The sequence below is a fragment of the Fischerella sp. JS2 genome (genome assembly GCF_032393985.1).
In the GTDB taxonomy this organism is placed as follows: Bacteria; Cyanobacteriota; Cyanobacteriia; order Cyanobacteriales; family Nostocaceae; genus Fischerella.
Map to the genome: position 1 here is coordinate 846,471 of NZ_CP135918.1, position 22,119 is coordinate 868,589.

Below are 22,119 nucleotides of genomic sequence, written 5' to 3' on the forward strand. Positions count from 1 at the left end.
TAACTTATTTCCCTTGTCCTCCATGTCTCCACCTCCCTCCTCTACTTACTATATTTTTCAACGACAGCCGCTAACTGAACTGTAAACGTGGAACCTTCGGAAGGTTTGCTTTTGACAGAAATAGAGCCTCCACAGCCTCGTAGTAGTTGCTGTACAATTGTTAGACCCAAACCTGCACCACCAGGGTCTTCTGAAGGTAGGGGACGCACACGATAAAAGCGGTCAAAAATTTTGGGAATTTCGCTTTCGCTAATACCGATACCACTATCACGAAATTCTAATTGAACATAGTCGCCCTGAAGCCTTCCCCAAACCCAAACTTGACCTCCATTGGGAGTGTATTTGATGCTATTAGAAAGTAGATGAATGACAATTTGCCTCAGTCCTCCACTGACACACCAAACAGCAGGGAGTTCTGTAGGTACGGTGTAGGCTAGCATAATGCCTTTTTCTTGTGCTAGAGGCTGGTAGGTACTAACTACTCCAGGTACAATGTCTGCTAAGCATACTGCTTCTAAGTTCATTGCTTCCAAATTGCGTTCGATTTGCACCAGTTCCAATACACCATGAATGAGTGAATTTTGGCGATCGCATTGGGTGCTGAGCATTTGGGAGTAGCGCTGACGCTGTGGATTTTTGAGATTAGGCGAATTTAATAGACTTAAGGCAGTCTTCATGTGCGTCAGAGGTGTACGCAGTTCATGACAGACATTGCTTAAAAATTCATCTTTAAGTTGCAAACTATTGTGTAGTGCTTGTTTTTGCTGTTCTATCTTGGCAATCCGTTTAGCAATAATTTGACGGTTGATTTCTTCTTGGCATTGGAGTTGTTTTGTCAGCAATTGACTCATCAGTGCTGGTTCAGACACACTTGCACAAATCGAATGATCTGGTGTGATCGCCGAATCTTCTGGCACTATTGCCTGTTTAATACTATCTAATACCTGTTGGATAATTTTTGGATCAAAAGTAAATATTGTCAATAAAGTTTTATGATTTTTAATTGCTCGTTCAGTAACTATTAAGCTGCAAAAGTTTACTGATAAAACTATTAAAAAATATTCTCGCCGCTTCTGATTTGGTAAGAATCGCAGACCTTGTTGAGATGGGGAATATGGTTTGAGATTTTCTTTATCAACTCCCTCTATTCCTACCTCTCCAACATGGCAATGATAAACAACCCCAGCATTATCAATACGCTGTTGGTAACGCTGAATTTCTGAATGCCAAATTTTTCCTGGTGGCAGCTTTACCCATAAAGTTGCGGGAATTTGCTGTTCTATTAGTAAGTCAATTTGTGACTTCAATAGTGATAGCAAATTAGCAGGAGTAACAGATGAAACCGAAGGAGGCGTTTGTACATCCAAAGCCAGTTGATATATTGATAGTTCCCGAACTAGAGAAACATTCATTTGTTATTTGTCATTTGTCATTTGTCATTGAGCATGAATCAGTTAACAGTTACCAGTTTAATTTGATAACTGATAACTGATTAGTTGTCCTCCTTCCAATCCCTAATCCCTAATTTCTAAGCTATAGCCCTTAGCCTTTCGTCTAGTGCGTCGCGTGCGTGTTCTCTGTCATCAAAGTGGATTTTTTCAGTTCCGAGAATTTGGTAATCTTCGTGACCTTTACCAGCTAGCAAAACACCGTCTCCGGGTTGTGCTTCTAAAATAGCACTACGAATGGCAGTAGCGCGATCGCAGATTACTATGGGCTGAACTGTTTCCGGTATTCCTGCTAAGATGTCCTGCAAAATCCGTTCTGGATCTTCAGTACGGGGATTATCGGATGTTACGACTGCTACGTCAGCTAGTTCAGCGGCTATTTTACCCATTTTCGGGCGCTTAGTCCTATCCCTATCTCCTCCGCAACCAAACACACAAATTATCTTACCAGGAATAAACGGACGCGAAGCTTTGAGCAAGTTCTCTAAGCTATCAGGAGTGTGAGCATAATCTACGATGACGCTGATGTCCTGTTGTGGATTCACCTGTACTCTTTCCATGCGTCCGGGAACCCCCGGAAACTCTGGTATTGTAGATACCACCAATTCTAAATCTAAACCTAAGTGTAAAACTGCTCCTACTGCTGCCAAAAGATTTTCGAGATTATATTGACCGACTAGGGGCGAACGAAAAGTGGCATCACCTTTTGGTGTATGGAGTTTCCCGCTAACACCATTTGGTTCGTAACTTAAATCACTCATCCATAAATCAGCAGTAGAATTGCTAACACTATAACTCCAAACTTTATCTGCATCTAAAGATACAATTAATCGCTGTCCGTAGGCGTCGTCGGCGTTAATTATTGCCCGCCCTTTGAGATAATCACAATTAAATAGTAAAGCTTTCGCCGCGAAGTAATCTTCCATGTCGCGGTGGAAGTCAAGATGATCTTGGGTAAGGTTACTAAATACGCCGACTTCAAACTGGCAACCCATGACTCGTCCTTGGGCCAAAGCGTGGGAACTAACTTCCATCACACCATACTCATTACCAGCAGCGATCGCTGCTGCTAGCTGATGTTGCAGTTCGACTGCAAATGGTGTGGTGTGAACAGCAGTTTGGGTAAACCCTAGCCAACGAGTATAGAGAGTACCCATTAAAGCTGTAAGTTTATTTGCTTGGTTAAGGAAATATTCAATCAAATGGGTAGTTGTGGTTTTACCGTTTGTACCTGTGACGCCCACAAGTTTAAGTTTTTGCCCTGGATAGTCATAAAAAACTTTGGCTATTTGGGCGCAGGCTTTTGTCATATCTGTAGCAGTAATTACACAAGCCTCTGGTGTGGGAGGGTGTTTTTGGGCTGCATGAGGAGATATAATTGCCGCTACAGCACCAGATGCGATCGCGCTTTGCCAAAAGTCCCCACCATCAACCCGTGTTCCGGGCATACCAATAAACAAATCTCCTGGACTGGTTGCATGAGAATTTGTTGTTAATCCTGTTACCTGACTATCCATTGCTGGATGTTCAGGTAAATGCAAAATCCCTTCTACAGTAGCTAATAACTCCCGCAGTTTCATGTTGTGAACCTCTTCAAAAAAGGGACTACAGACTAGGGAAAGAAATTTTAGATTTGGGATTTTGGATTGATTCAAAATCCCAAATTGCTAGCTTCTAGCCTCTAGCTTCAAGTTCCTAACCCATAGCTTGCGCTTTATTCTGCACTATTTTCCCTTTTATACAAAGAGCTATAGATACTTCCGGAGTAAATTTTCCAACTGCTGCACTGATGCACGGGGAGAAGGACGGGGTATGAGTTGCATACTCTCTTGTGTGCTGGTGGGATGGGCATCCTGTGCGCTATTTGATCGATGGGCTAAAAACAAGATCGGAACCTCATATTGGTAAGCCTCAAACCAATCCTCACAGGTAGTAATATCTCGAATCTCTAGCTGTAAAGAAGGAAAATTTCCCATCTCTACAATTTGTTCTAACTTTTCCTGCAATCCTTCACATAAATGGCATTCTGGCTTGCTATATAAAATTAGTCGCATTTGTCTTTACCAATTTTGACATTCCCAAGCAACAAACTTTTATTATTGTGCTTGCTAGAATTAATTTTGCAAAATTCAAAAAATCTTGATATTTCAGTTGCAACTAAAACACAGAGGGACGCTGAGTATTTTTTCGCTACGAACTCATGAAACGTTTTACTTAGTTGGTAAGACTTTGATTCTTAGCTGGAGTTATTTTTATTTGGAGTCTGAGAAGAGATCAAGAATAAACAATAGAGATTTTACTAGTATCGAGATCATAACGAGCGCCAACAATTTTAAGCTTATTTTGACGAACAAGTCTAGATAAGGTTGTGGAATATTCTTGTAGTTTATTTGCTTGATATTTGATGTTAGCTATAACTGCATTATCTTGTAAATTTTTTGTAGTAAATTTTGTTGTTTCTACAGCTGGTTTGATACCTTCAACTATTAAGCTCATTCTGCCAGAAATGGGTTGCTCTTGAAGTGCCTTTTCAACTGCACCACATCTTTTGTGACCCAAAACTACAATTAGTTGAGAACCCAAGACTGCGGTGGCATACTCTAGGCTGCCTATAACTATGTCACAGACAACGTTGCCAGCTACTCGCACTACAAACAAATCCCCCAATCCTTGATCGAAAATAATTTCTGTCGGGACTCGAGAATCTGCACAGCCTAATATAGCAGCAAAGGGATACTGGGCTTGAGCAACCAGTCGTATGCGTTCTAGAGATTGATCGGGATATTGACGCTTTTGCTGTACAAAGCGTTGATTTCCATCCAGTAGACGTTTTAAAGCTTGTTCAGGATTAACTGGATTGCGATTGGCTGCTATGGCATCAGCCAAAGTTGTTTTGGGGGCGATCGCTTGCTTGAAGTTGGCAGAAATGTCACAACCAGCAACACTGGCCATCATCCCAACGCTTCCTATGCCTGCCAGTTTTAGGAAATGACGACGTCCAACAAATCCATTAATTCGACTCATTCATTTAGCTCAATAATGGAATCTACCAGCTTAAAGCTTTATTTGCTCAGGAAGATAACAACTTTTCCAGCTTTCAATAGTAAGTATTGAAACGATTTAAGAGTTATTTAATTTTCAATAAAAAAGGTGTAAAGGTATAAGGATATAAGGATGTAGAAAAAACAGTAGATTTAATTAAGTGCAAATACTGGAATAAAATTATGTGTTTATTGAACTTTTTGAATTTTTCATTTTTGATTCGGAATTACTTTACAGTTATAGGATTGTAATTAACTGTAATTAACGCCAAAATCGGGATAGGCAAACATATGGAAAATTCTTGAATACTGAAAAATATACGAGTATATCAAGAAACAAAATTCCAGGGTGCGTGTCTCATAACTCTATTACACTACTTAAGTAATCGTTCATGATCCGACAGTCTGCTTTTGGCACTGCTTTAAGTATGCTTGTCCTTGCTGGTTGGTTAACAACCACTTCACTAGGCCACACTTCAACCAAAAAATTACTCGCAAGTCAAGCGTTACTGAGTCCATCATCTCAGGTTGCATCTACTGTGACTTTCAAAACCACTGATTTGGAAAAATCAGTTTTTGATCGAATTAATCGCTATCGAATTTCTCTAGGTCTAAAAAAACTAACTCTAAATGCGAATATCTCTAAACAAGCAAGAATTCATAGTCAAAATATGGCTAGAGGTAAAGTCCCATTTAGCCATAAAGGATTTGAAAAACGAGTTAATGCAATTTCTCTTCGTTACACAAGTGCAGCCGAAAATGTTGCTTATAACCAAGGATATAGCGATCCAGCAGCAGAAGCTGTTAGTGGCTGGATTAAAAGTCCTGACCATCTGATCAACATTAAAGGCAATTATAATTTGACTGGAATTGGTGTTGCGACCAATAGTAAAGGTGAAGTCTATTTGACACAAATTTTCATTCGGAATCGATAGATGGTTGCTTTGTTGGTGATTAATGTACAGACGCGATTAATCGCGTCTGTACTAACCAACAACTACAATAATGTAGTGTCTAATGGGGTTTTTCTCCAGCAGACACTGCATTTATTGTTGTAACAATTCATGGAATTACAAGAATTTCAAGTCTGTGATCGCGATCTGAGCGATACTACTCTATCCCATTATCTACAAGCTGAGGCGATCGCTGTTGATACAGAAACAATGGGATTAATACCGCAGCGCGATCGCTTATGCTTGGTACAATTGTGCAATAGCCAAGGACAAGTTACTGCTCTGCGGATTGCCAAAGGACAAACCACAGCCCCTAACCTGAAACAATTACTAGAAGCGACAAATATCGTTAAGGTGTTTCACTTTGCCCGTTTCGATGTTGCTACATTACGTTACCATCTCAGTATTCATGTCAATCCAGTTTTTTGTACCAAAATTGCTAGTAAATTAGCCCGTACTTACACACCACGTCATGGGTTGAAAGATGTGGTACTAGAACTAGAACAAGTAGAATTAGATAAAAGCTCCCAAAGTTCTGATTGGGGAAATGCTGTTCAACTTACGGAAGCTCAACTCAGTTATGCTGCTAATGATGTGCGCTACTTACTCAAAGTTCAGCAAAAATTAATCGCGATGCTGGAACGAGAAGAACGTTTACAGTTAGCTCAAGAATGCTTTCAGTGTTTACCTACTATTGTTTCCCTGGATTTATTGCAATTCAAGGATGTGTTTGAACATTAACTTTTGGTCATTTGTCATTTGTCCTTTGTCATCTGTCTGTTGTAAGAAGTAGTGACTACTAATCAATGACTAATGACTACTGACCAATGACTAATGACCAATGACTATCAACTAATATCTATACATCTTTTTCTGATTGTTCTGTGTGTTCTTTCATCCGATCAACAACGTTGTATGCACCAGCACTGGGAGGAACTTGTGCTTCTACAAAACCTTCAGTTGCACCACCAATTGCTTTCCATGCAGGCAAACCGCCTTTAAGTTCAGATACATGTTCAAAGCCAGCGTTTCTCAACAACTGTGCGGCTTGGGCTGTTTCTTCATCATTGCTACCGTAAACGTAGATATCACGGCTTTTTGCGATGGTTGCTGTTGCCCGATCTACCAATTCATTCATTGGCATTGGCATCGCACCTGTGATGTGACCTTGGTTGTGAACTTGGCGATCGCGTACATCTAGAATTGTTAAAGCAGGTTCTCCCCACTCTAAACGAGACTTCAATACATGGGCGTCTGACTGTGATTCAATTGGGGGTTGGGAAGGAATAATATTTTCTACAATTTTGTTATCCATAATTTTTCCTCGTTCATTAGATGAAGCACATTACCAAAGCCTGAGAACGCCAAGACGTTAACAGACAAAGCATCCTCTGGATTTAAGTTTCCCAGTGCTTATGCAGTATTTTGATTGACTGACCAAAATGTACCTAAAAAACCTACTAAAATTTCTCTTTCTTGGGAATGAAGCTGATAAATTTATGCCTTTCTATCTAAAGGTATATTGCTTTATTTAAAAATATCTTCTGGTTTGCATCAATTCCTTATGTTTTTAAACGCAGAGGATCGCCAAGAAGAACGCAAAGGGACGCAGGTTTAGGTACAGGAATTGCACTATGAATTTATGCAATTTTGTAGTTAGTGAGTTTATAGAGAATTTTTAATATTTAACCTAATTTTAAACATTTGTCAAATATAATACATTAACATATTTTATAAACAAATGATTTATTAAATAAACTTTTACATGTATGGCAACATCTAAAAATCCTAATCATTTGGGTTTTATCAGTTTTTTTGAAAAACTTGATCCCCAATCAAAATTAGTATTTCTTAGCCTTGGTTTTGCCAGCGTTGGTTTAGTCTTATTTATTATCTGGAATATAATTGTCCGCCTCACTGCTCCCCAACTTACTTTGGCTGCGGGAGATCCAGAAGGAGAAAGCTATATTATTAGCGAAGCTATTCAAAAGGTGGTAGAAAAAAACTCTAACATTAATATTAAATTAGTTGCAACAGGCGGTACAACACAAAATCTCGAAATGCTACAGGAAGGAAAAGCTGATTTAGTAACGGCTCAAGCAGATGTTATTGGGCAAGAGATGGATCTGATTGAAAGCCGTCAATCTCACTCAGCGACTACTCAAATGAAATCCTCTCCACGGGCTATGGCAGTGTTGTATCAAGATTTGTTTCAGTTAGTTGTTAGAGACCCCAATATTAAGAAATTTGAGCAACTGCGAGGTAAAACTATTGCTTTACCTGCTAAAGGTGGACAATATAAATCTTTTTTGAAAATTGCAGAACATTATGGATTGGTAAAAAAAGATAAACCAGATGTGGTTATTTTAGGTTCGCAAAGTAATTATTACGATGATAGGCAAGCAGAAGAAGATTTTAAATCAAAAAGAGCAGATGCACTGTTTCGTGTCCGCGCTTTAGGTAATCTTGGTATTGCCAAGCTTGTCCAAGATCAAGATGGGCGCTTGCTACCAATTGCCCAAGCACAAGCAATGAAAATCAAGTATCCTGCCTTTGAAAGTGCGAAAATTCCCCAAGGAGCATACAGAGGTAATCCGCCTATGCCTTTGGCTGAATTAGATACAGTCGCAGTAGATCGGCTATTAGTGGCTAGCGAAAAAATCGACAATAATGTAATTCGAGAAATTACACGCATTATATTTGAAAATCGTCAAGAAATAGCAGATGCGATCGCTGAAAATCATGTCGAAGTCAAACCTTTAGTTGCTAGCATTAGACGTCCTAGAGATAACGACGGTACAGGTATTCCCATTCATCCAGGGGCAATTACTTTTTACGAACGAGATAAACCCTCTTTTGTCCAGGAATATGCAGATTTTTTAGCTTTAATTTTAACCATTTTCCTCTTAGTAGTTTCCTGGTTAAGGCAATTAAAATTATGGGTGGAACGTAGTAAAAAAGATAAGGCTGATGATTATATTAATAGAGCAATCAAATTGATGGATAAAGGTATAGGTAAGCTGGAAGATAGACAAAAACAACTTGATGATACTTTTAAAAATGCAGCCCAAGCTTTAATTGCTGAAAGAATTTCCCAAGAATCATTTCGTACTTTTAATGAAGCTTATAAAACTACTAGAGAAGCAATAGAAAGAGAAAAAGAAATTTCCTATCAAGAAATTGAGCAAAAACAAAGAGAAATTTCTGCGGAGTATATTAAGGCAGTCGTAGCATTATTACAAGATAAAACTATCAGCAAAGATTTACTGCAAAAAGAATTAGACCAAATTCTTGAACAAGTAGCTAGTGACTTAATCGCCGAAAATATTTCTCAAGAATCCTATCGAACTTTTGTGGAAGCATACAAAACCACAAGAGATGTGATTGAACGAAAATAAAAGGACTTTGTGATCGCGTTTAAAAATGCTACAAAACTATGTAGAAGTGTTGTTAATTATTTGCGATCGCTACTCTTCAAACAGAGTTACTGTTACAATGTTTTGAGGCAATCTCAGAGACACATATAAATTTCTAAGTAATATCACTGTAACTATTATGTATTAATTAAGTGCTAGTTTAGAGTGTCCATGAGACAGAAAAACATTGAGATATTTCATGTCTGCTCAAACCTCCAACAGAAACTTGGTTACTGTCAACGTACCGCTTCCAAACAATTATCAACAAACTAAAAAAAACTCAATTTATCTGAAGTACCCCCAGTAGGTGATACTTGGGAAAAGCACCGAAGCATTGCTGATAAAGTTTCTGTCCATTTATCTTGCTCTTGCTGAGTAGGAAAGAGCAAGATAAATGGACAGCTGATCGACGTCTTGCTAAAGCTGCTAAAAACTCAGGTGCTTCATGGGTACATTTTCTTAATGAAGCAACACTATAAAAAATGTAGTTAGTGATTAGTTGTTGGTTGTTCACTACTCCACCCTTACCTTAAGCCGAAGAAGGCACGTCTACACACTCCCCATCACTCCACCTCTTCTTTGCACTCTCACCCCCGCCAGTTCGCCTGCTAACTTAATTGCTGCTTTCATGCTGGTTGCATCGGCGATTCCCTTACCAGCAATATCAAATGCTGTACCGTGATCTGGGGAGGTACGAATAAAAGGTAGACCTATAGATGTATTGACGGCACGGTCAAATGCCATTAACTTGACGGGAATTAGACCTTGGTCATGGTAAAGTGCCAGGTAAGCGTCTGCGATCTTAGTTGACTCAACGTCACTGTACCAGGCTTTACCTGAATCTACCCACATTGTGTCGGGTGGAATTGGGCCATCTAGACGCCATTGTGGGCGTTTTTGGCGTTCTTGCTCTAACCAAGGAATAATAGTATCTTGTTCTTCACGTCCGAGTTGTCCTTGTTCACCACTGTGGGGATTTAAACCCGCGATCGCAATTTTGCCATTATCAAGACCAAAATCTTGCTCTAAACACTCGACTAGCAAATCAAGTTTTTTTGTCAGTAATTCTGATGTTAATACTTCAGGTACTTGACATAAAGGTATATGTGTAGTAGCAAGTAAACATCGTAGCGTCCAGCCAGTGTGGGGCGATCGCGCTACAAACAACATGCCATATCTGTCTGTACCTGATTTTTCAGCTAAGAGTTCTGTCTGCCCTGGATAATCGTATCCTGCTGCTTTCCAAGCAGATTTGGCAATTGGGGCGGTAACTATCGCATCAAATTCACCTTTTTGAGTATGGGCGATCGCACATTCCATATAGGCGAAACTAGCTGCACCACTTCCCGCATTACCTATCCCAATCAAAATTTCGTTTTTAATTTGTTCCTCTAACGGTACATCCAAAATGGATAAGTTTTCTGGATTAGCTAAAGGTACTAAATTCCCACTGACAAGAACTTTGGTGTAATTTTCCAAAAGTAAATCTTGGCTACCTACAACCGTCACATCAAAATTCTTACTTACTTCCGGGTCTGCTAAAGCTTTTAAAATTACTTCTGGTCCAATTCCGGCTGGGTCTCCCAACGTTAGGGCTAGGCGTGGACGTTGCTGTGGTGGTGATATAAAGTTGTTTTGATGAGATTGAGACTGAGACATTTGACACTCCAGAAATTTGAGATTTTAGATCTTGGATTTTAGATTGAAATCCAATCCATCTTGAAAAGCTTTAAGGTTCCCTCCGGGACGCTACGCGAATACCCCAATCCAAAATCTCAACAATCCAAAATCTCAAATCCTGTGAGAATCTGTGTCACAATACTTCATAATTAGTTTAATTCTAACAGCAGTTCGGAAAGGCTCTGGTAGACTTAACTTAATTCAATAATTCGTAAAGGAGAACTACAACAAATGGGCGGCGAAATGTTCAATGCAGCTCTACTATCCTTTGGCTTAATTTTTGTAGGTTGGGCTTTAGGTACTTTGTTACTAAAAGTTCAGGGCGCAGAAGAAGAGTAATTTTTGCTCTGAAAACCTTTAAGACCGAGAGGCTGTGCTGTAGTCTCTCGCTCGTGTCATCATGTTAAAAAGAATGTAAACTTTTGTTTGTTCATGCGATTCTGTTAAGATTTTATTCATAAAAGTTTAAGTTTCGCAAATAACCCTCATGACGTTATTAATAGTCGGTGCCACTGGCACCTTGGGAAGACAAGTGGCCCGTCGTGCCATTGATGAGGGGTATAAAGTACGTTGTCTTGTCCGGAGTGCTAAGAAAGCCGCATTTCTCAAAGAATGGGGTGCGGAACTTGTACCGGGAGACCTGTGCTACCCCCAAACATTAAAAACTGCATTAGAAGGTGTTACCGCAGTCATAGATGCGGCTACCTCCCGTCCTACCGATTCCTTAAGTATTAAACAAGTGGATTGGGAGGGCAAAGTATCCTTAATTCAAGCGTGTTTAGCAGCAGGTATAGAGCGTTTTATATTCTTTTCCATACTGGATGCCGATAAATACCCAGAAGTACCACTGATGGAAATTAAGCGGTGTACAGAAATTTATTTGGCAGAGTCGGGCTTAAATTACACCATATTGCGACTAGCTGGTTTTATGCAAGGCTTGATTGGTCAATATGGCATTCCTATTTTAGAAAATCAGCCAGTTTGGGTAACAGGTGAATCTTCACCCATTGCCTACATGGATACTCAAGATATAGCTAAATTTGCAATTCGGGCACTAAGTGTACCAGAAACTGAAAAGCGAACTTTCCCGGTTGTAGGTACTCGTGCTTGGAGTGCAGAAGAAATAATTAACTTGTGCGAACGTCTATCAGGCAGAGAAGCTAGAGTCACACGAATGCCAATCAATTTACTACGTACAGTCCGCAAAATGCTACGGTTCTTCCAGTGGGGATGGAATGTAGCAGACAGGCTGGCATTTACAGAAGTACTGGCCAGTGGCAAACCTCTCAATGCTCCAATGGAAGAAGCATACCAAGTCTTTGGCTTTGATGCTAAAGACACCACAACCCTCGAAAGCTACTTGCAAGAGTACTTCAACCGTATTCTCAAGAAGCTGAAAGAGCTAGACTACGAAAAAAATAAAAAGAAAAAAGAGAAAAAGACTCCTTTTAAAAAAGTTGATAATTAGTGGTTGGTGGTTGGTTGTAGCAAACAACAAACAACAAACAACCAATGACTAATGACTAAATTGACTAAAATGTGTCACGATTAACATAATAAAGAGCAGCGCCTAAAGATTGGATATTTGAGTGTGCCGAAAGTAGGCATTATCTACAACGACGTGAAACCGATAGCAGGCCGCGTCGCTATCGAACTTAAAGAAAAGTTCACCGCCCACGGTTGGGATGTCTGCATCACAACTGGCATCGGTGGTATGTTGGGTTACTCTACCCCAGAGAGTCCTATATGCCACACACCTATTGAGGGTTTAACACCTCCTGGTTTTGACTCAGAAACAAAATTTGCGATCGTACTAGGGGGCGATGGCACTGTTTTGGCAGCATCACGTTTAGTTGCTCATTGTAGTATCCCCATGCTGACTGTAAATACAGGTCATATGGGATTTTTGACCGAAACTTACCTCAATCAACTGCCCCAAGCAGTAGAGCAACTAATGGCGGATAAGTATGAAGTTGAAGAGCGAGCAATGCTCACTGTCAAAGTGTTTCGGGGAGATTCAATACAGTGGGAAGCCCTCTGCTTGAATGAAATGGTGTTACATCGGGAACCACTAACCTCGATGTGCCATTTTGAAATTGCAGTGGGTCGTCACGCACCAGTTGATATTGCTGCTGATGGTGTGATTATTTCTACGCCAACAGGTTCTACTGCCTATTCATTGAGTGCTGGCGGTCCGGTTGTGACTCCAGGTGTACCAGCATTACAGTTAGTGCCTATTTGTCCCCATTCCTTGGCATCAAGAGCATTGGTGTTTCCTGATACGGAACCAGTCAATATTTACCCAGTCAATACTCCTCGATTGGTGATGGTAGTTGATGGCAATGGTGGGTGTTATGTTTTGCCAGACGATCGCGTCAATGTAGAGCGATCGCAATATTGTGCTAAGTTTATCCGCCTGCAACCGCCAGAATTCTTCCGAGTTTTAAGAGAAAAACTCGGTTGGGGTTTGCCACATATTGCTAAACCTACGTCGGTGGAGTTGCCATGATCAGGGGATCGGGGATTGGGGTGATCGGGTGATGGGGAGTGTGAGGGGTGTGAGTTGGCATTGAGCATTGGAAATTACCAACAACCAACCACTAACTGCTAACCATTGACTATTGACCATTGACCAATTACCAATTACCAATTACCCGTTACCCAAATCTTAAATAAGAGATTAAATTTTCTGCATGTAGAGTTTTTTATTGCTAAACCTATAGTTTGACGTGCTAAAACATTTGAGATAGCGTGTCAACTTTAGGATATTATTTATCACTAAAAAATTGTAAATTACGCTTATATCTAAATGTACAAGTGTTTATTAGAACATTTGTCAAATCTAAAATCTAAAATCTAAAATCTAATCCATATGACGCTTGCTCACAACCCCTGTGTTTTGGTGATTGAAAGCGATGAGAGTCTGGCTAATCAGATCGCTTTTGACTTAAAAGAATCTGGTTATGATTCTGTTGTGGCTCATGATGGGGTAAATGGTTTGCAACAAAGCCGCGATCGCCAACCAGCTTTGGTTGTGATCGACCGGATGCTAGCAGGAGAATCTGGACTCTCTTTATGTAAAAATCTGAGAACTACCGGAGTGCGATCGCCTGTACTGGTCTTAATGGCACGGGATACAGTTGATGATCGCGTAGCTTGCTTAGAAGCAGGAGCAGATGATTACTTTCTTAAACCCTACCGTTCCGAGGATTTTTTAAATTTAATTCGCCTCTATTTAAAACCTGATGTAGACACGACAGAACAGTTACGTTTTGCTGATTTGGTTTTAGACATCGCTACCCGTCGCGCTATCTATAATGGACGGGCGATCGACCTAACAATGAAAGAATTTGAATTACTTAAATATCTTATGGAACATCCACGTGAAGTACTAACTCGTGAACAGATTTTGGAAAATGTTTGGGGTTATGACTTCATGGGTGAATCAAATGTGATAGAAGTGTATATTCGTTACCTACGTTTGAAAATAGAAGACGAAGGACAAAAGCGCCTGATTCAAACAGTGCGTGGTGTTGGTTATGTTTTGAGAGAATCGTAAGGAATGGGGAGATCGGGTGATAGGGAGTGTAAGGAGTGTGGGGGACAAGGGGGAACTCGGGGTTCCCTGTGGGGATTAGGGAGCGAAAGATGATTGACCATATCTCACCGAGAATAACCATTGATGAATGACAAATAACCAATGACTAATGACCAATGACTAAAATCATGTTTTCAATATTTCTGAGTGTGCTGCTAATAGGCTGTTCAACTCCCATACAAGTAAAATCTTCTACAAATACACCTAGTTCTCAAGTTCAATCAGTGAAAACTGAACAATTATCAATTGATACAAGCAAGGGTCAGCAGTTACCTATTTCTGCTCGGGCTGTTGTTCCCAATGGCGCCATAATCGATCTGGAAGTGGCGCAAACTCCAGAACAACAGGCGATGGGATTAATGTACCGACCTGCTTTAAGTCCAAATCGAGGGATGTTGTTTCAATTTCCTACACCAATGGCAGTTAGTTTTTGGATGAAAAACGTACCTGTACCTTTAGATATGGTTTTTCTGCGAAAAGGCGTTGTGCAAATGGTTACTACTGCTCCACCTTGCAATGCTGATCCCTGTCCCACGTATGGCCCTAAAACCCAAGTAGATCAGGTAATTGAACTACGTTCTGGACGAGCCGAAGAACTGGGGTTAAAGAAAGGCACTAGTATCAAAATTGATTTCTTGCAGGCAGGAAATTTGCGGTGATAAGAATTCAAATGATAATGTTAAAATCTTGATAAAATAATACTTAAATTTTTTTGGTCAAAAAATAATCAAGTACCTGGTAAAAAAGTTAATAGTGACGTTAAGATTTAATACAGTGTCAAACAAATAGACCCCGACGTCTTCAAGCTGGGGCCTGCATTTTAGCATTCTGTAACTAAAATCTATCTTTTGGCGTACGTGTAAAGATTCGCCAATAAGGGATTATTTAGCTAAGGAATCCTTCTGACTACAGGTGTATTTAGCTAAGCAACTGAGGTAAAAAGGATAAATCCGATTTAGCTAAGTCAGCTACTGGATATTTAAAGGTGAAAGTAGCGCTACAATTAGTAACTTCAAAGGTACTTTGTTTTAAAAACACTATATACACAAACAGCACTTACTCTGTTGATTGTGTAAAATTAGTGATTTACCAAAGACTTGCTAAAATCTACTGAAAAACAGTAGTCTCAGGGGCGAGCATACACAATACGTAAGGGGGTGAACTGCAAAATGCTACCATCTAACTACACACAACTAATTCGTTTTCTACAAGAGGATTTGGCAATTTCTACTGCCTCTATTGACGTTGCGCTTCGTCATAGTAAGCAAGACCCTGGGCCTTTGCCAATGATTCTTTGGCAGTATGGGTTGATAACCCTTGAACAGTTAGAACAAATCTATGACTGGCTGGAGACTGCGGCATAGATTAGGAGTAGATCATTCAGGAGAATAAAATATGTGGCATGAAATTTGCCTTTTACGAAGGCTTGCAATAAGGAAAACTAGCCTGAGTAATTTATACTGTTTCACTTATAAAAGTTACAAGAGCGGGTTGATAATTCAGCCCGCTCTTTAAATTACTTAATAATTTTTTGTTAGCTGTTTGTTATAGGTTGGTTGTTGGTTGTTGTTGGTGAAAATCCCCGTGACTGAAAGAATGCACTTATGCAAGGGTAAAACTGTTGAAAAGCTTTGCTCTTTTCACAGAAGAATAGAAAAGAGGATATAAAAATTTTGATCCTAATGAGATAGTAAGAAAATATACCGAAGATCTTATGATTGGTTTGCTTAAATATATTTAAAATTTGGTCTTTTTTTGATTTTAATGTTATCAACAACCGTATTTTTTCGGTTATTTATTTGTCATAAAGAATGTATTATTAAACTAAAAATACTTAATCTAGCCTTTTCCTTCGTAAAAACTGTATAAATATGCATAGTTTTGTATTGTTCTATCTATCCTCCTTTGTAAGGAACTAGGAACAAAAGTACAATTAAAATCCCTATTAATGCCTACGTGTCTTGACGCCTGTTGATTCCTGTGTGTTTATCATCTAATCCTTCTTCTTTAGTCCAGCAAATACCAGTTGGCTTAATGCTACTGGGTGCAAATGCAGAAATTCTCTTTTGCAATGTGCTAGGTTGTAAGTTGCTGCATCGCACAGAAACAGAACTCTTGGGAACTACTGCTTTTGGTGCTAATTGGCAAGTTGTGCAAGCAGGGGAAACAGCATTTACTAATCCAAAACTACTGCTTTCGCAACAAGAAAATTTGGTGTTAGGTATTGCTCATCCCCAAAATGGTAGTTATATTTGGTTACTGGTAAATACTCAACCTCAAGATTATAAAGAGCAAACAATTTGTACTTTTAGTCATCTCCCTGAACAACAAAGCAGTCAACTTAGTCTACGTCGTACTCATACTCGCTTGGAGCAACAAAATCAAGTTTTGTTAGCACTGGCTAAGAGTAAAACTATGGCACAAGGCGATTTTAATACTGCTCTAGATGAAATTACAGAAACTGCTGCTAGCACTTTGGGGGTAGAACGTGTCAGCGTCTGGCTGTACAATCGCGATCGCTCCAAAATTCACTGCCTTAACCTCTACGAACAAACCCCCAACCGCCACAGCAATGGCGCAGAACTAGCAGCAGTCAACTATCCAGCATACTTTCAAGCTTTACAAACAGAGCGTACTATTGCCGCAGATGATGCCTATAGCGATCCGCGTACCTATGAATTTGGCACAGCATATTTGCCTGCGGTTGGCGTCACATCTATGTTAGATGCACCCATTTGGTTAGAAGGGGAAATGATCGGTGTAGTTTGCCACGAGTTTACCGGGGGTGTGCGCCATTGGACTATTGAAGAACAAAATTTTGGGGGTTGTATAGCTGATTTAGTAACCTTGGCAATGGAAGCCAGCCAGCGTCAAAAAGCACAAGAAGCGCTACGGCAAAGTGAAGCCAAGTTTCACAAACTTACAACTCACATGCCAGGGATGATTTATCAGTTTGTCTTACATCCTGACGGTGCGATGAATTTTCCCTACGTCAGTTCCTATTGTTGGGAAATGTTTGAATTAGAATCAGAACAGATCCAACAAAATGCACAACTGTTACTATCACAGGTTCACCCTGATGATCGCTACAGTTTAGATGAGTTGATCGCTATCTCAGCCGAAACTTTAGAGCCTTGGGTGTGGGAAGGACGTTTTATAAGTCCTAGTGGTAAGTTGAAATGGCTTTCTGGTGCTTCTCGTCCAGAGAAACTAGCAAATGGCGACATTCTCTGGGATGGCTTGTTAATGGACATCACAGAATGCAAACAGACTGAAGCTGCTTTGGCGAAGCGAGAACGTTATTTAGCAATACTAGTAGAAGTACAGCGACGATTATTAGCTGATGATACAGATGGGAGTTGTTACACCCATATTTTAGAACCATTAGGGCAAGCTTCTGGCGCTAGTCGCGTTTACTTGTTCGAGAACTATCGAGATCACTCAGGACAGTTGTTTACCTATCAACGTGGCGTATGGTGTGCTGGAGGTATTAATAATCCAGCTTTATCAAATTTACCCTTACCAGAGGTTTTTCCCCATTGGATTGAATTGTTAGCAAAAGGTGATATTGTTGCAGGTCTTGCTACTGAATTTCCACAGCCAGAACAAGGTATACTGGCTACTCATCATATTCTCTCCATTCTAGTTTTACCTCTAATGGTAAATAGTGAATTTTGGGGATTCATAGGTTTTGATAATTGTCAAGAAGCACGTCCCTGGGATTCCTTAGAAGTAGATCTATTGGCAGCAGCAGCAGCAGCAGTTGCTCTCCACCAAGAAAGAGCATTAGCAGAAAAATCGCTGGCTCAGGCTAAGGATGAATTAGAAATTCAAGTCGATAAGCGAACCAAGGCTTTAAAAGATGCCAATCAGCAATTATTAATAGAAATTGCTGAACGTTCAGCTGCTCAACGTGCCCTGCAAGTTTCTTTAGAAAACTTGAAAAAAGCCCAAACCCAACTTGTTCAAAGTGAAAAAATGTCTTCTCTAGGGCAAATGGTTGCTGGTATTGCCCATGAAATCAATAATCCGATTAGTTTTATTGCTGGCAATTTAGTATACGCTAATCAATACACATTTGATCTTCTAGAGATATTACGCTTATATCAAGAATATTGTCCTCAACCAGGCTCGGAAATTTTCCAGCGATCGCAAGAAATAGATTTCGATTTTTTGCTAACGGATCTGCCCAAAATTTTAGAATCCATGCAAGTCGGTGCGAAACGTATTAGTGATATAGTCCTTTCTTTAAGAAACTTCTCACGCCTTGATGAAGCTGAGATGAAACGTGTCGATTTGCACGCAGGAATTGATAGTACCCTGTTAATCTTACAACACCGACTTGATTCTAAAAATCGCAATCCTCAAATTCAAATTATTAAAGAGTATGGTGAATTACCAGTTGTTGAATGCTATCCGGGTAAACTCAATCAAGTCTTTTTTAATATTTTGAGTAATGCAATTGATGCCATAGAAGATAGTAATCGGGAAGAAAGCTACAAATACCAATTACCTACTATTCGTATTTCCACTGAACTTGTTGCTAATAATGTACGGGTACGAATTGCTGATAATGGCCCTGGGATAAGTGAACAAATCAAAGCACAAGTATTTGACCCCTTCTTTACTACCAAACCTGTGGGTAGTGGTTCTGGCTTAGGATTATCTATTAGTTATCAAATTATCGTTGAAAGTCACAAAGGCATTTTGTCTTGCGCTTCCCAAGAAGGGAAAGGAACAGAATTTTGTATTGAAATTCCGGTTTGGCAGAATGTTAGTTGTTAAATTAGGGAACTCTGAACAGGGAACACTAATCAAGAACTGATCACAGTTAAATGTCCATGTATTGTGGGAATATTCAATATTTTATCGAACTCATATCTGAAATTTTCGCGCTCAACTGTTATTTAAAATAACGTATTTCATATTTCAATAGATATCTTGCAAAATTCAGGATAAATTTTTATTACGACCACAGATGAACACAGATGAACACAGATGTAGACGCGCTCATAGGCTTAAAGCAGACTACACAGCTGAACATAAAGTTTATCGGTGTTTATCGGTGTTCGTCTTTTGAAAAATAGACTTTTGCAACAGTTCTAATGTTGACACTGTGCTTTTACCATCACTATATGAATAAACTCGCTCTTGCCATTAGTATAAGCTTCTCGATCTGTAGGAAAACGTGCTACTAAATCTCTTTTTAAAGCTTCATAACGCTTTGCTTCTTCAGGATGCATCCGCAAATAATCCCGGAATAACTTTCGCTGCCAAAATTCACCATGTGCCTCAACAATATGAACGTGATGCGTGCGACATTTGCCGTATGGCGGCATTCCTTTCACAAAAAACATCCTTCCTGAACGTGGATCATCTCGCCAATAAACATAGCTCAGCACTTCTAACACAGGAATAGCTTGTTTGGCATCCTCTAAAGAACGCACTCCCACCATAATATCAATCACTGGTTTGGCTGCAAGTCCTGGTATCGCCGTACTACCAATATGCTCAATCTCAACAACCAAATCACTTCCTAGTACTTGCCAAATACGTATTGCTTCTTCCGCAAACATAATTTGCCATCGCGGATCGTATTCAGCAATCACCACCTCATCCATCTTTACTTCTCCTTATTACTTCTTCGCGCCTTTGCGGTTAGTTTCTAAATTCGATAGTTTATAATGATAGATTGTGTCGTTTTAAAACCCATCATGCCTAAACTCAAAACTCGCAAAGCCGCGGCAAAACGGTTCCGCGCTACCGGCAGTGGTAAAATCGTACGTCGCAAGGCATTCAAAAACCACCTGCTCGAACACAAAACTTCTAATAAAAAGCGTAAGCTTTCCAAAATGGTTCTTGTGGACGAGCGCGATGCCGAAAACGTGCGTTTGATGCTCCCCTATTTGTAATTTGTTCAGGAATACTTAAGCTATGACAAGGGTAAAACGCGGTAACGTTGCTCGTAAACGCCGCAAAAAAATTCTCAAACTCGCCAAGGGTTTTCGTGGTTCTCACTCTACTCTGTTTAGAACCGCTAATCAACAAGTAATGAAGGCGCTGCGGAGTGCCTATCGCGATCGCAAAAAGCGCAAACGTGATTTCCGTCGCCTCTGGATTACCCGCATCAATGCTGCTGTTCGTCAACATGGCATGAGCTACAGCCAGTTTATCGGTAATCTCAAAAAAGCTAACATCCAACTCAATCGCAAAATGTTGGCACAAATGGCTGTCCTCGATCCAACTGGTTTTGCTAAAGTGGCACAATTAGCAAGCCAAGCTAAAAGTTAAACCATGTGTAGTCCTAGACAAGTAATCATGGGGAGATGGGGTGATAGGGTGATGGGGAGAAAAACCCAGCACCAAACACTTAGCTCCTGCAATTACTTTTTTAGGAGTATTGGCAAAAAAATAATTCTTTTGTTGTTGCTATTTGCCCTTGTAATTGTAGGTACACAATCATCAGCATCTGCCGCAGAACTGACAAAAATTCAGCGGCGGGGCTATTTAAATATAGCTGTCAAAGATAATTTGCGTCCCTTGGGATTTAGAGACACAAAAGGCGATCTCCAAGGTTTGGAGATTGACTTAGCCCAACAATTAGCAGCAGATTTACTCGGGAAAGCAAATGCTGTCAAACTCAAACCTGTAGCTAATCGCGATCGCCTCTCACAAGTATTAGACAACAAAGTTGATCTCACTATTGCCAGGGTGACAGCAACCGAATCACGCGCCCGCTTGGTAAGCCTAAGTATTCCTTACTACTTTGATGGCACGAGATTAATTACAAAAAATACCTCTATACAGAATCTAGGCGACTTAGAAAAACAGAAAATAGCTCTTCTCAACAACTCTAGTACGATAGCCGATGTTCGGTATTATTTGCCACATGCAGATTTGGTAGGGGTTGATTCTTATCAAGAAGGGCGATCGCTTCTAGAAAATAATACTGTAGTAGCTTTTGCCGCCGATACTAGTGTCCTTAGTGGTTGGGTGCAACAATATCCTCAGTATCGGCTACTGACAATAAAGCTATCAACTGAACCTTTATCTGTAGTCATGCCTAAGGGATTGCAGTATGATGATCTGCGACGTCGAGTAAATGGAGCGATCGCACGTTATTTGGAAACAGGTTGGCTTCAGCAACGCGCTCAACACTGGAGTTTACCGTAAAATAGTCATTGGTCAATGGTTATTGGTCAATGAGGAACATCCTAAATGTTTGAGTTTATTTTTTAACGCAAAGGGTCGCAGAGGTTAACGCAAAGGAACACAGAGTGTTAATCGAGTTACTTCGTTTTGCTTTTGAAAAATTGGGATGCTTCTGGTCAATGGAAAAAACTATTGACTCTAGACGATTGACACTTGAGTTTGGACAATTGAAAATGGATAGCAATTTAGCGGTTATTTATCTTGCAATCTTGGTGGGTATTCTTTTATTTACCTTTATTAATGTTGTTCCCCAGATTTTCAAAAATCGTAAAATAGAAAGAAACTTTTCTCGCTTGCGAAACAAACTCTCAAAAGAAAAAGGAACAACTCAAGAGTATTACGAATTAGCTAGTATCTATTCAGAAAAAAAAGTCTATTCTCAAGCGGTGACTCTGTTTCAAAAAGCTCTCAAAGCCGCAGAAGAAGAGGGAGAAGAAAATATAGCTGTGATCTACAATGGGCTAGGTTTCGCTTACTTTGCCCAAGAACAGTATGATTTAGCAATTCGCCAGTACAAAGAGGCGCTGAAAATAAAGCCGGATTATGTTACAGCATTAAATAATCTTGCTCATGCATACGAGCGCAAAAATTTAACTGCTCAAGCATTACAAGCTTACGAAGAAGCACTTAAGTACGATCCGAAGAACTCTACTGCTAAACGACGTGCTGAATCTTTACGACGTTTGGTAACTACGTAATTATTGTTTGTGGGTTGTTTATGAATGATAGTTGTTCCCATGCTAAACGCGGAAATATTTTAGGGAGGCTCTA

General features: G+C 39.9%; 21 protein-coding genes. 14 read left to right on the top strand and 7 right to left on the bottom strand.

What is annotated here, in order from left to right:
- Positions 1 to 41: 41 nt before the first annotated feature.
- The 4 genes from RS893_RS03590 to RS893_RS03605 form a co-directional block, all read right to left on the bottom strand.
- The gene (locus tag RS893_RS03590; protein WP_315789901.1) at positions 42 to 1,412 is read right to left on the bottom strand and encodes a DICT sensory domain-containing protein; all 1,371 of its coding nucleotides are present in this window, start codon (positions 1,410 to 1,412) and stop codon (positions 42 to 44) included.
- 116 nt (positions 1,413 to 1,528) lie between these two features.
- Complete coding sequence (locus RS893_RS03595) at positions 1,529 to 3,028, bottom strand: UDP-N-acetylmuramoyl-L-alanyl-D-glutamate--2,6-diaminopimelate ligase (RefSeq protein WP_315789902.1); 1,500 nt, start codon at positions 3,026 to 3,028, stop codon at positions 1,529 to 1,531.
- A gap of 168 nt (positions 3,029 to 3,196) precedes the next feature.
- Positions 3,197 to 3,502 carry a glutaredoxin family protein gene (locus RS893_RS03600; RefSeq protein ID WP_315789903.1) on the bottom strand — a complete coding sequence of 102 codons (306 nt, stop codon included), beginning with the start codon at positions 3,500 to 3,502 and terminating at the stop codon, positions 3,197 to 3,199.
- Positions 3,503 to 3,722: 220 nt separating this feature from the next.
- Positions 3,723 to 4,472, bottom strand: coding sequence for a carbonic anhydrase (locus RS893_RS03605; RefSeq protein WP_315789904.1), 750 nt, complete (start codon positions 4,470 to 4,472; stop codon positions 3,723 to 3,725).
- A gap of 409 nt (positions 4,473 to 4,881) precedes the next feature.
- Here RS893_RS03605 and RS893_RS03610 point away from each other — a divergent pair, with 409 nt between their 5' ends.
- Positions 4,882 to 5,424: a CAP domain-containing protein gene (locus RS893_RS03610; RefSeq protein WP_315789905.1), complete on the top strand. Its 543-nt coding sequence runs from the start codon at positions 4,882 to 4,884 to the stop codon at positions 5,422 to 5,424.
- Positions 5,425 to 5,553: 129 nt separating this feature from the next.
- Complete coding sequence (locus RS893_RS03615) at positions 5,554 to 6,183, top strand: ribonuclease H-like domain-containing protein (protein WP_315789906.1); 630 nt, start codon at positions 5,554 to 5,556, stop codon at positions 6,181 to 6,183.
- Positions 6,184 to 6,301: 118 nt separating this feature from the next.
- On the opposite strand, the gene RS893_RS03620 is transcribed toward RS893_RS03615, so the two are convergent.
- Entirely contained in the window at positions 6,302 to 6,757 is a 456-nt protein-coding gene (locus RS893_RS03620) for a rhodanese-like domain-containing protein (protein ID WP_315789907.1), read from the bottom strand.
- A 454-nt stretch (positions 6,758 to 7,211) separates the two neighbouring features.
- On the opposite strand from RS893_RS03620, the gene RS893_RS03625 reads away from it, so the two are divergent.
- Positions 7,212 to 8,840 (top strand): TAXI family TRAP transporter solute-binding subunit, encoded by a 1,629-nt coding sequence (locus RS893_RS03625; RefSeq protein ID WP_315789908.1) that lies wholly within the window; start codon positions 7,212 to 7,214, stop codon positions 8,838 to 8,840.
- Positions 8,841 to 9,407: 567 nt separating this feature from the next.
- Here the strand turns inward: RS893_RS03625 and pdxA are convergent.
- Entirely contained in the window at positions 9,408 to 10,517 is a 1,110-nt protein-coding gene (pdxA, locus tag RS893_RS03630) for a 4-hydroxythreonine-4-phosphate dehydrogenase PdxA (RefSeq protein WP_315789909.1), read from the bottom strand.
- A 252-nt stretch (positions 10,518 to 10,769) separates the two neighbouring features.
- On the opposite strand from pdxA, the gene RS893_RS03635 reads away from it, so the two are divergent.
- The 7 genes from RS893_RS03635 to RS893_RS03665 all read left to right on the top strand — a co-directional run bounded on the left by RS893_RS03635 (position 10,770) and on the right by RS893_RS03665 (position 18,921).
- Positions 10,770 to 10,877 (top strand): cytochrome b6-f complex subunit PetM, encoded by a 108-nt coding sequence (locus RS893_RS03635; protein ID WP_016867158.1) that lies wholly within the window; start codon positions 10,770 to 10,772, stop codon positions 10,875 to 10,877.
- A 148-nt stretch (positions 10,878 to 11,025) separates the two neighbouring features.
- Positions 11,026 to 12,006, top strand: coding sequence for an SDR family oxidoreductase (locus RS893_RS03640; protein WP_315789910.1), 981 nt, complete (start codon positions 11,026 to 11,028; stop codon positions 12,004 to 12,006).
- A 123-nt stretch (positions 12,007 to 12,129) separates the two neighbouring features.
- Positions 12,130 to 13,047, top strand: coding sequence for an NAD(+) kinase (locus RS893_RS03645; protein ID WP_315789911.1), 918 nt, complete (start codon positions 12,130 to 12,132; stop codon positions 13,045 to 13,047).
- Positions 13,048 to 13,410: 363 nt separating this feature from the next.
- On the top strand, positions 13,411 to 14,097 hold the full coding sequence (gene nblR, locus RS893_RS03650; protein ID WP_016867160.1) for a response regulator transcription factor NblR: 687 nt from the start codon (positions 13,411 to 13,413) through the stop codon (positions 14,095 to 14,097).
- A 155-nt stretch (positions 14,098 to 14,252) separates the two neighbouring features.
- Positions 14,253 to 14,795, top strand: coding sequence for a DUF192 domain-containing protein (locus tag RS893_RS03655; RefSeq protein ID WP_315789912.1), 543 nt, complete (start codon positions 14,253 to 14,255; stop codon positions 14,793 to 14,795).
- A 510-nt stretch (positions 14,796 to 15,305) separates the two neighbouring features.
- Complete coding sequence (locus RS893_RS03660; RefSeq protein ID WP_315789913.1) at positions 15,306 to 15,500, top strand: DUF2949 domain-containing protein; 195 nt, start codon at positions 15,306 to 15,308, stop codon at positions 15,498 to 15,500.
- Positions 15,501 to 16,170: 670 nt separating this feature from the next.
- A complete protein-coding gene (locus RS893_RS03665) occupies positions 16,171 to 18,921 on the top strand; it encodes a GAF domain-containing sensor histidine kinase (protein WP_315791857.1) in 2,751 nt (916 codons plus the stop codon).
- A gap of 317 nt (positions 18,922 to 19,238) precedes the next feature.
- Here the strand turns inward: RS893_RS03665 and RS893_RS03670 are convergent, their stop codons facing one another.
- Positions 19,239 to 19,757: a GrpB family protein gene (locus RS893_RS03670; RefSeq protein WP_315789914.1), complete on the bottom strand. Its 519-nt coding sequence runs from the start codon at positions 19,755 to 19,757 to the stop codon at positions 19,239 to 19,241.
- Positions 19,758 to 19,850: 93 nt separating this feature from the next.
- Between RS893_RS03670 and rpmI the strand changes: the two genes are divergently transcribed.
- The 4 genes from rpmI (at position 19,851) to RS893_RS03690 (ending at position 22,046) form a co-directional block, all read left to right on the top strand.
- Entirely contained in the window at positions 19,851 to 20,048 is a 198-nt protein-coding gene (gene rpmI, locus RS893_RS03675) for a 50S ribosomal protein L35 (protein ID WP_009459637.1), read from the top strand.
- A 22-nt stretch (positions 20,049 to 20,070) separates the two neighbouring features.
- A complete protein-coding gene (gene rplT, locus RS893_RS03680) occupies positions 20,071 to 20,427 on the top strand; it encodes a 50S ribosomal protein L20 (RefSeq protein ID WP_315789915.1) in 357 nt (118 codons plus the stop codon).
- 3 nt (positions 20,428 to 20,430) lie between these two features.
- The gene (locus tag RS893_RS03685; RefSeq protein ID WP_315789916.1) at positions 20,431 to 21,309 is read left to right on the top strand and encodes a transporter substrate-binding domain-containing protein; all 879 of its coding nucleotides are present in this window, start codon (positions 20,431 to 20,433) and stop codon (positions 21,307 to 21,309) included.
- A 212-nt stretch (positions 21,310 to 21,521) separates the two neighbouring features.
- On the top strand, positions 21,522 to 22,046 hold the full coding sequence (locus RS893_RS03690; protein WP_315789917.1) for a tetratricopeptide repeat protein: 525 nt from the start codon (positions 21,522 to 21,524) through the stop codon (positions 22,044 to 22,046).
- Positions 22,047 to 22,119: the final 73 nt, after the last annotated feature.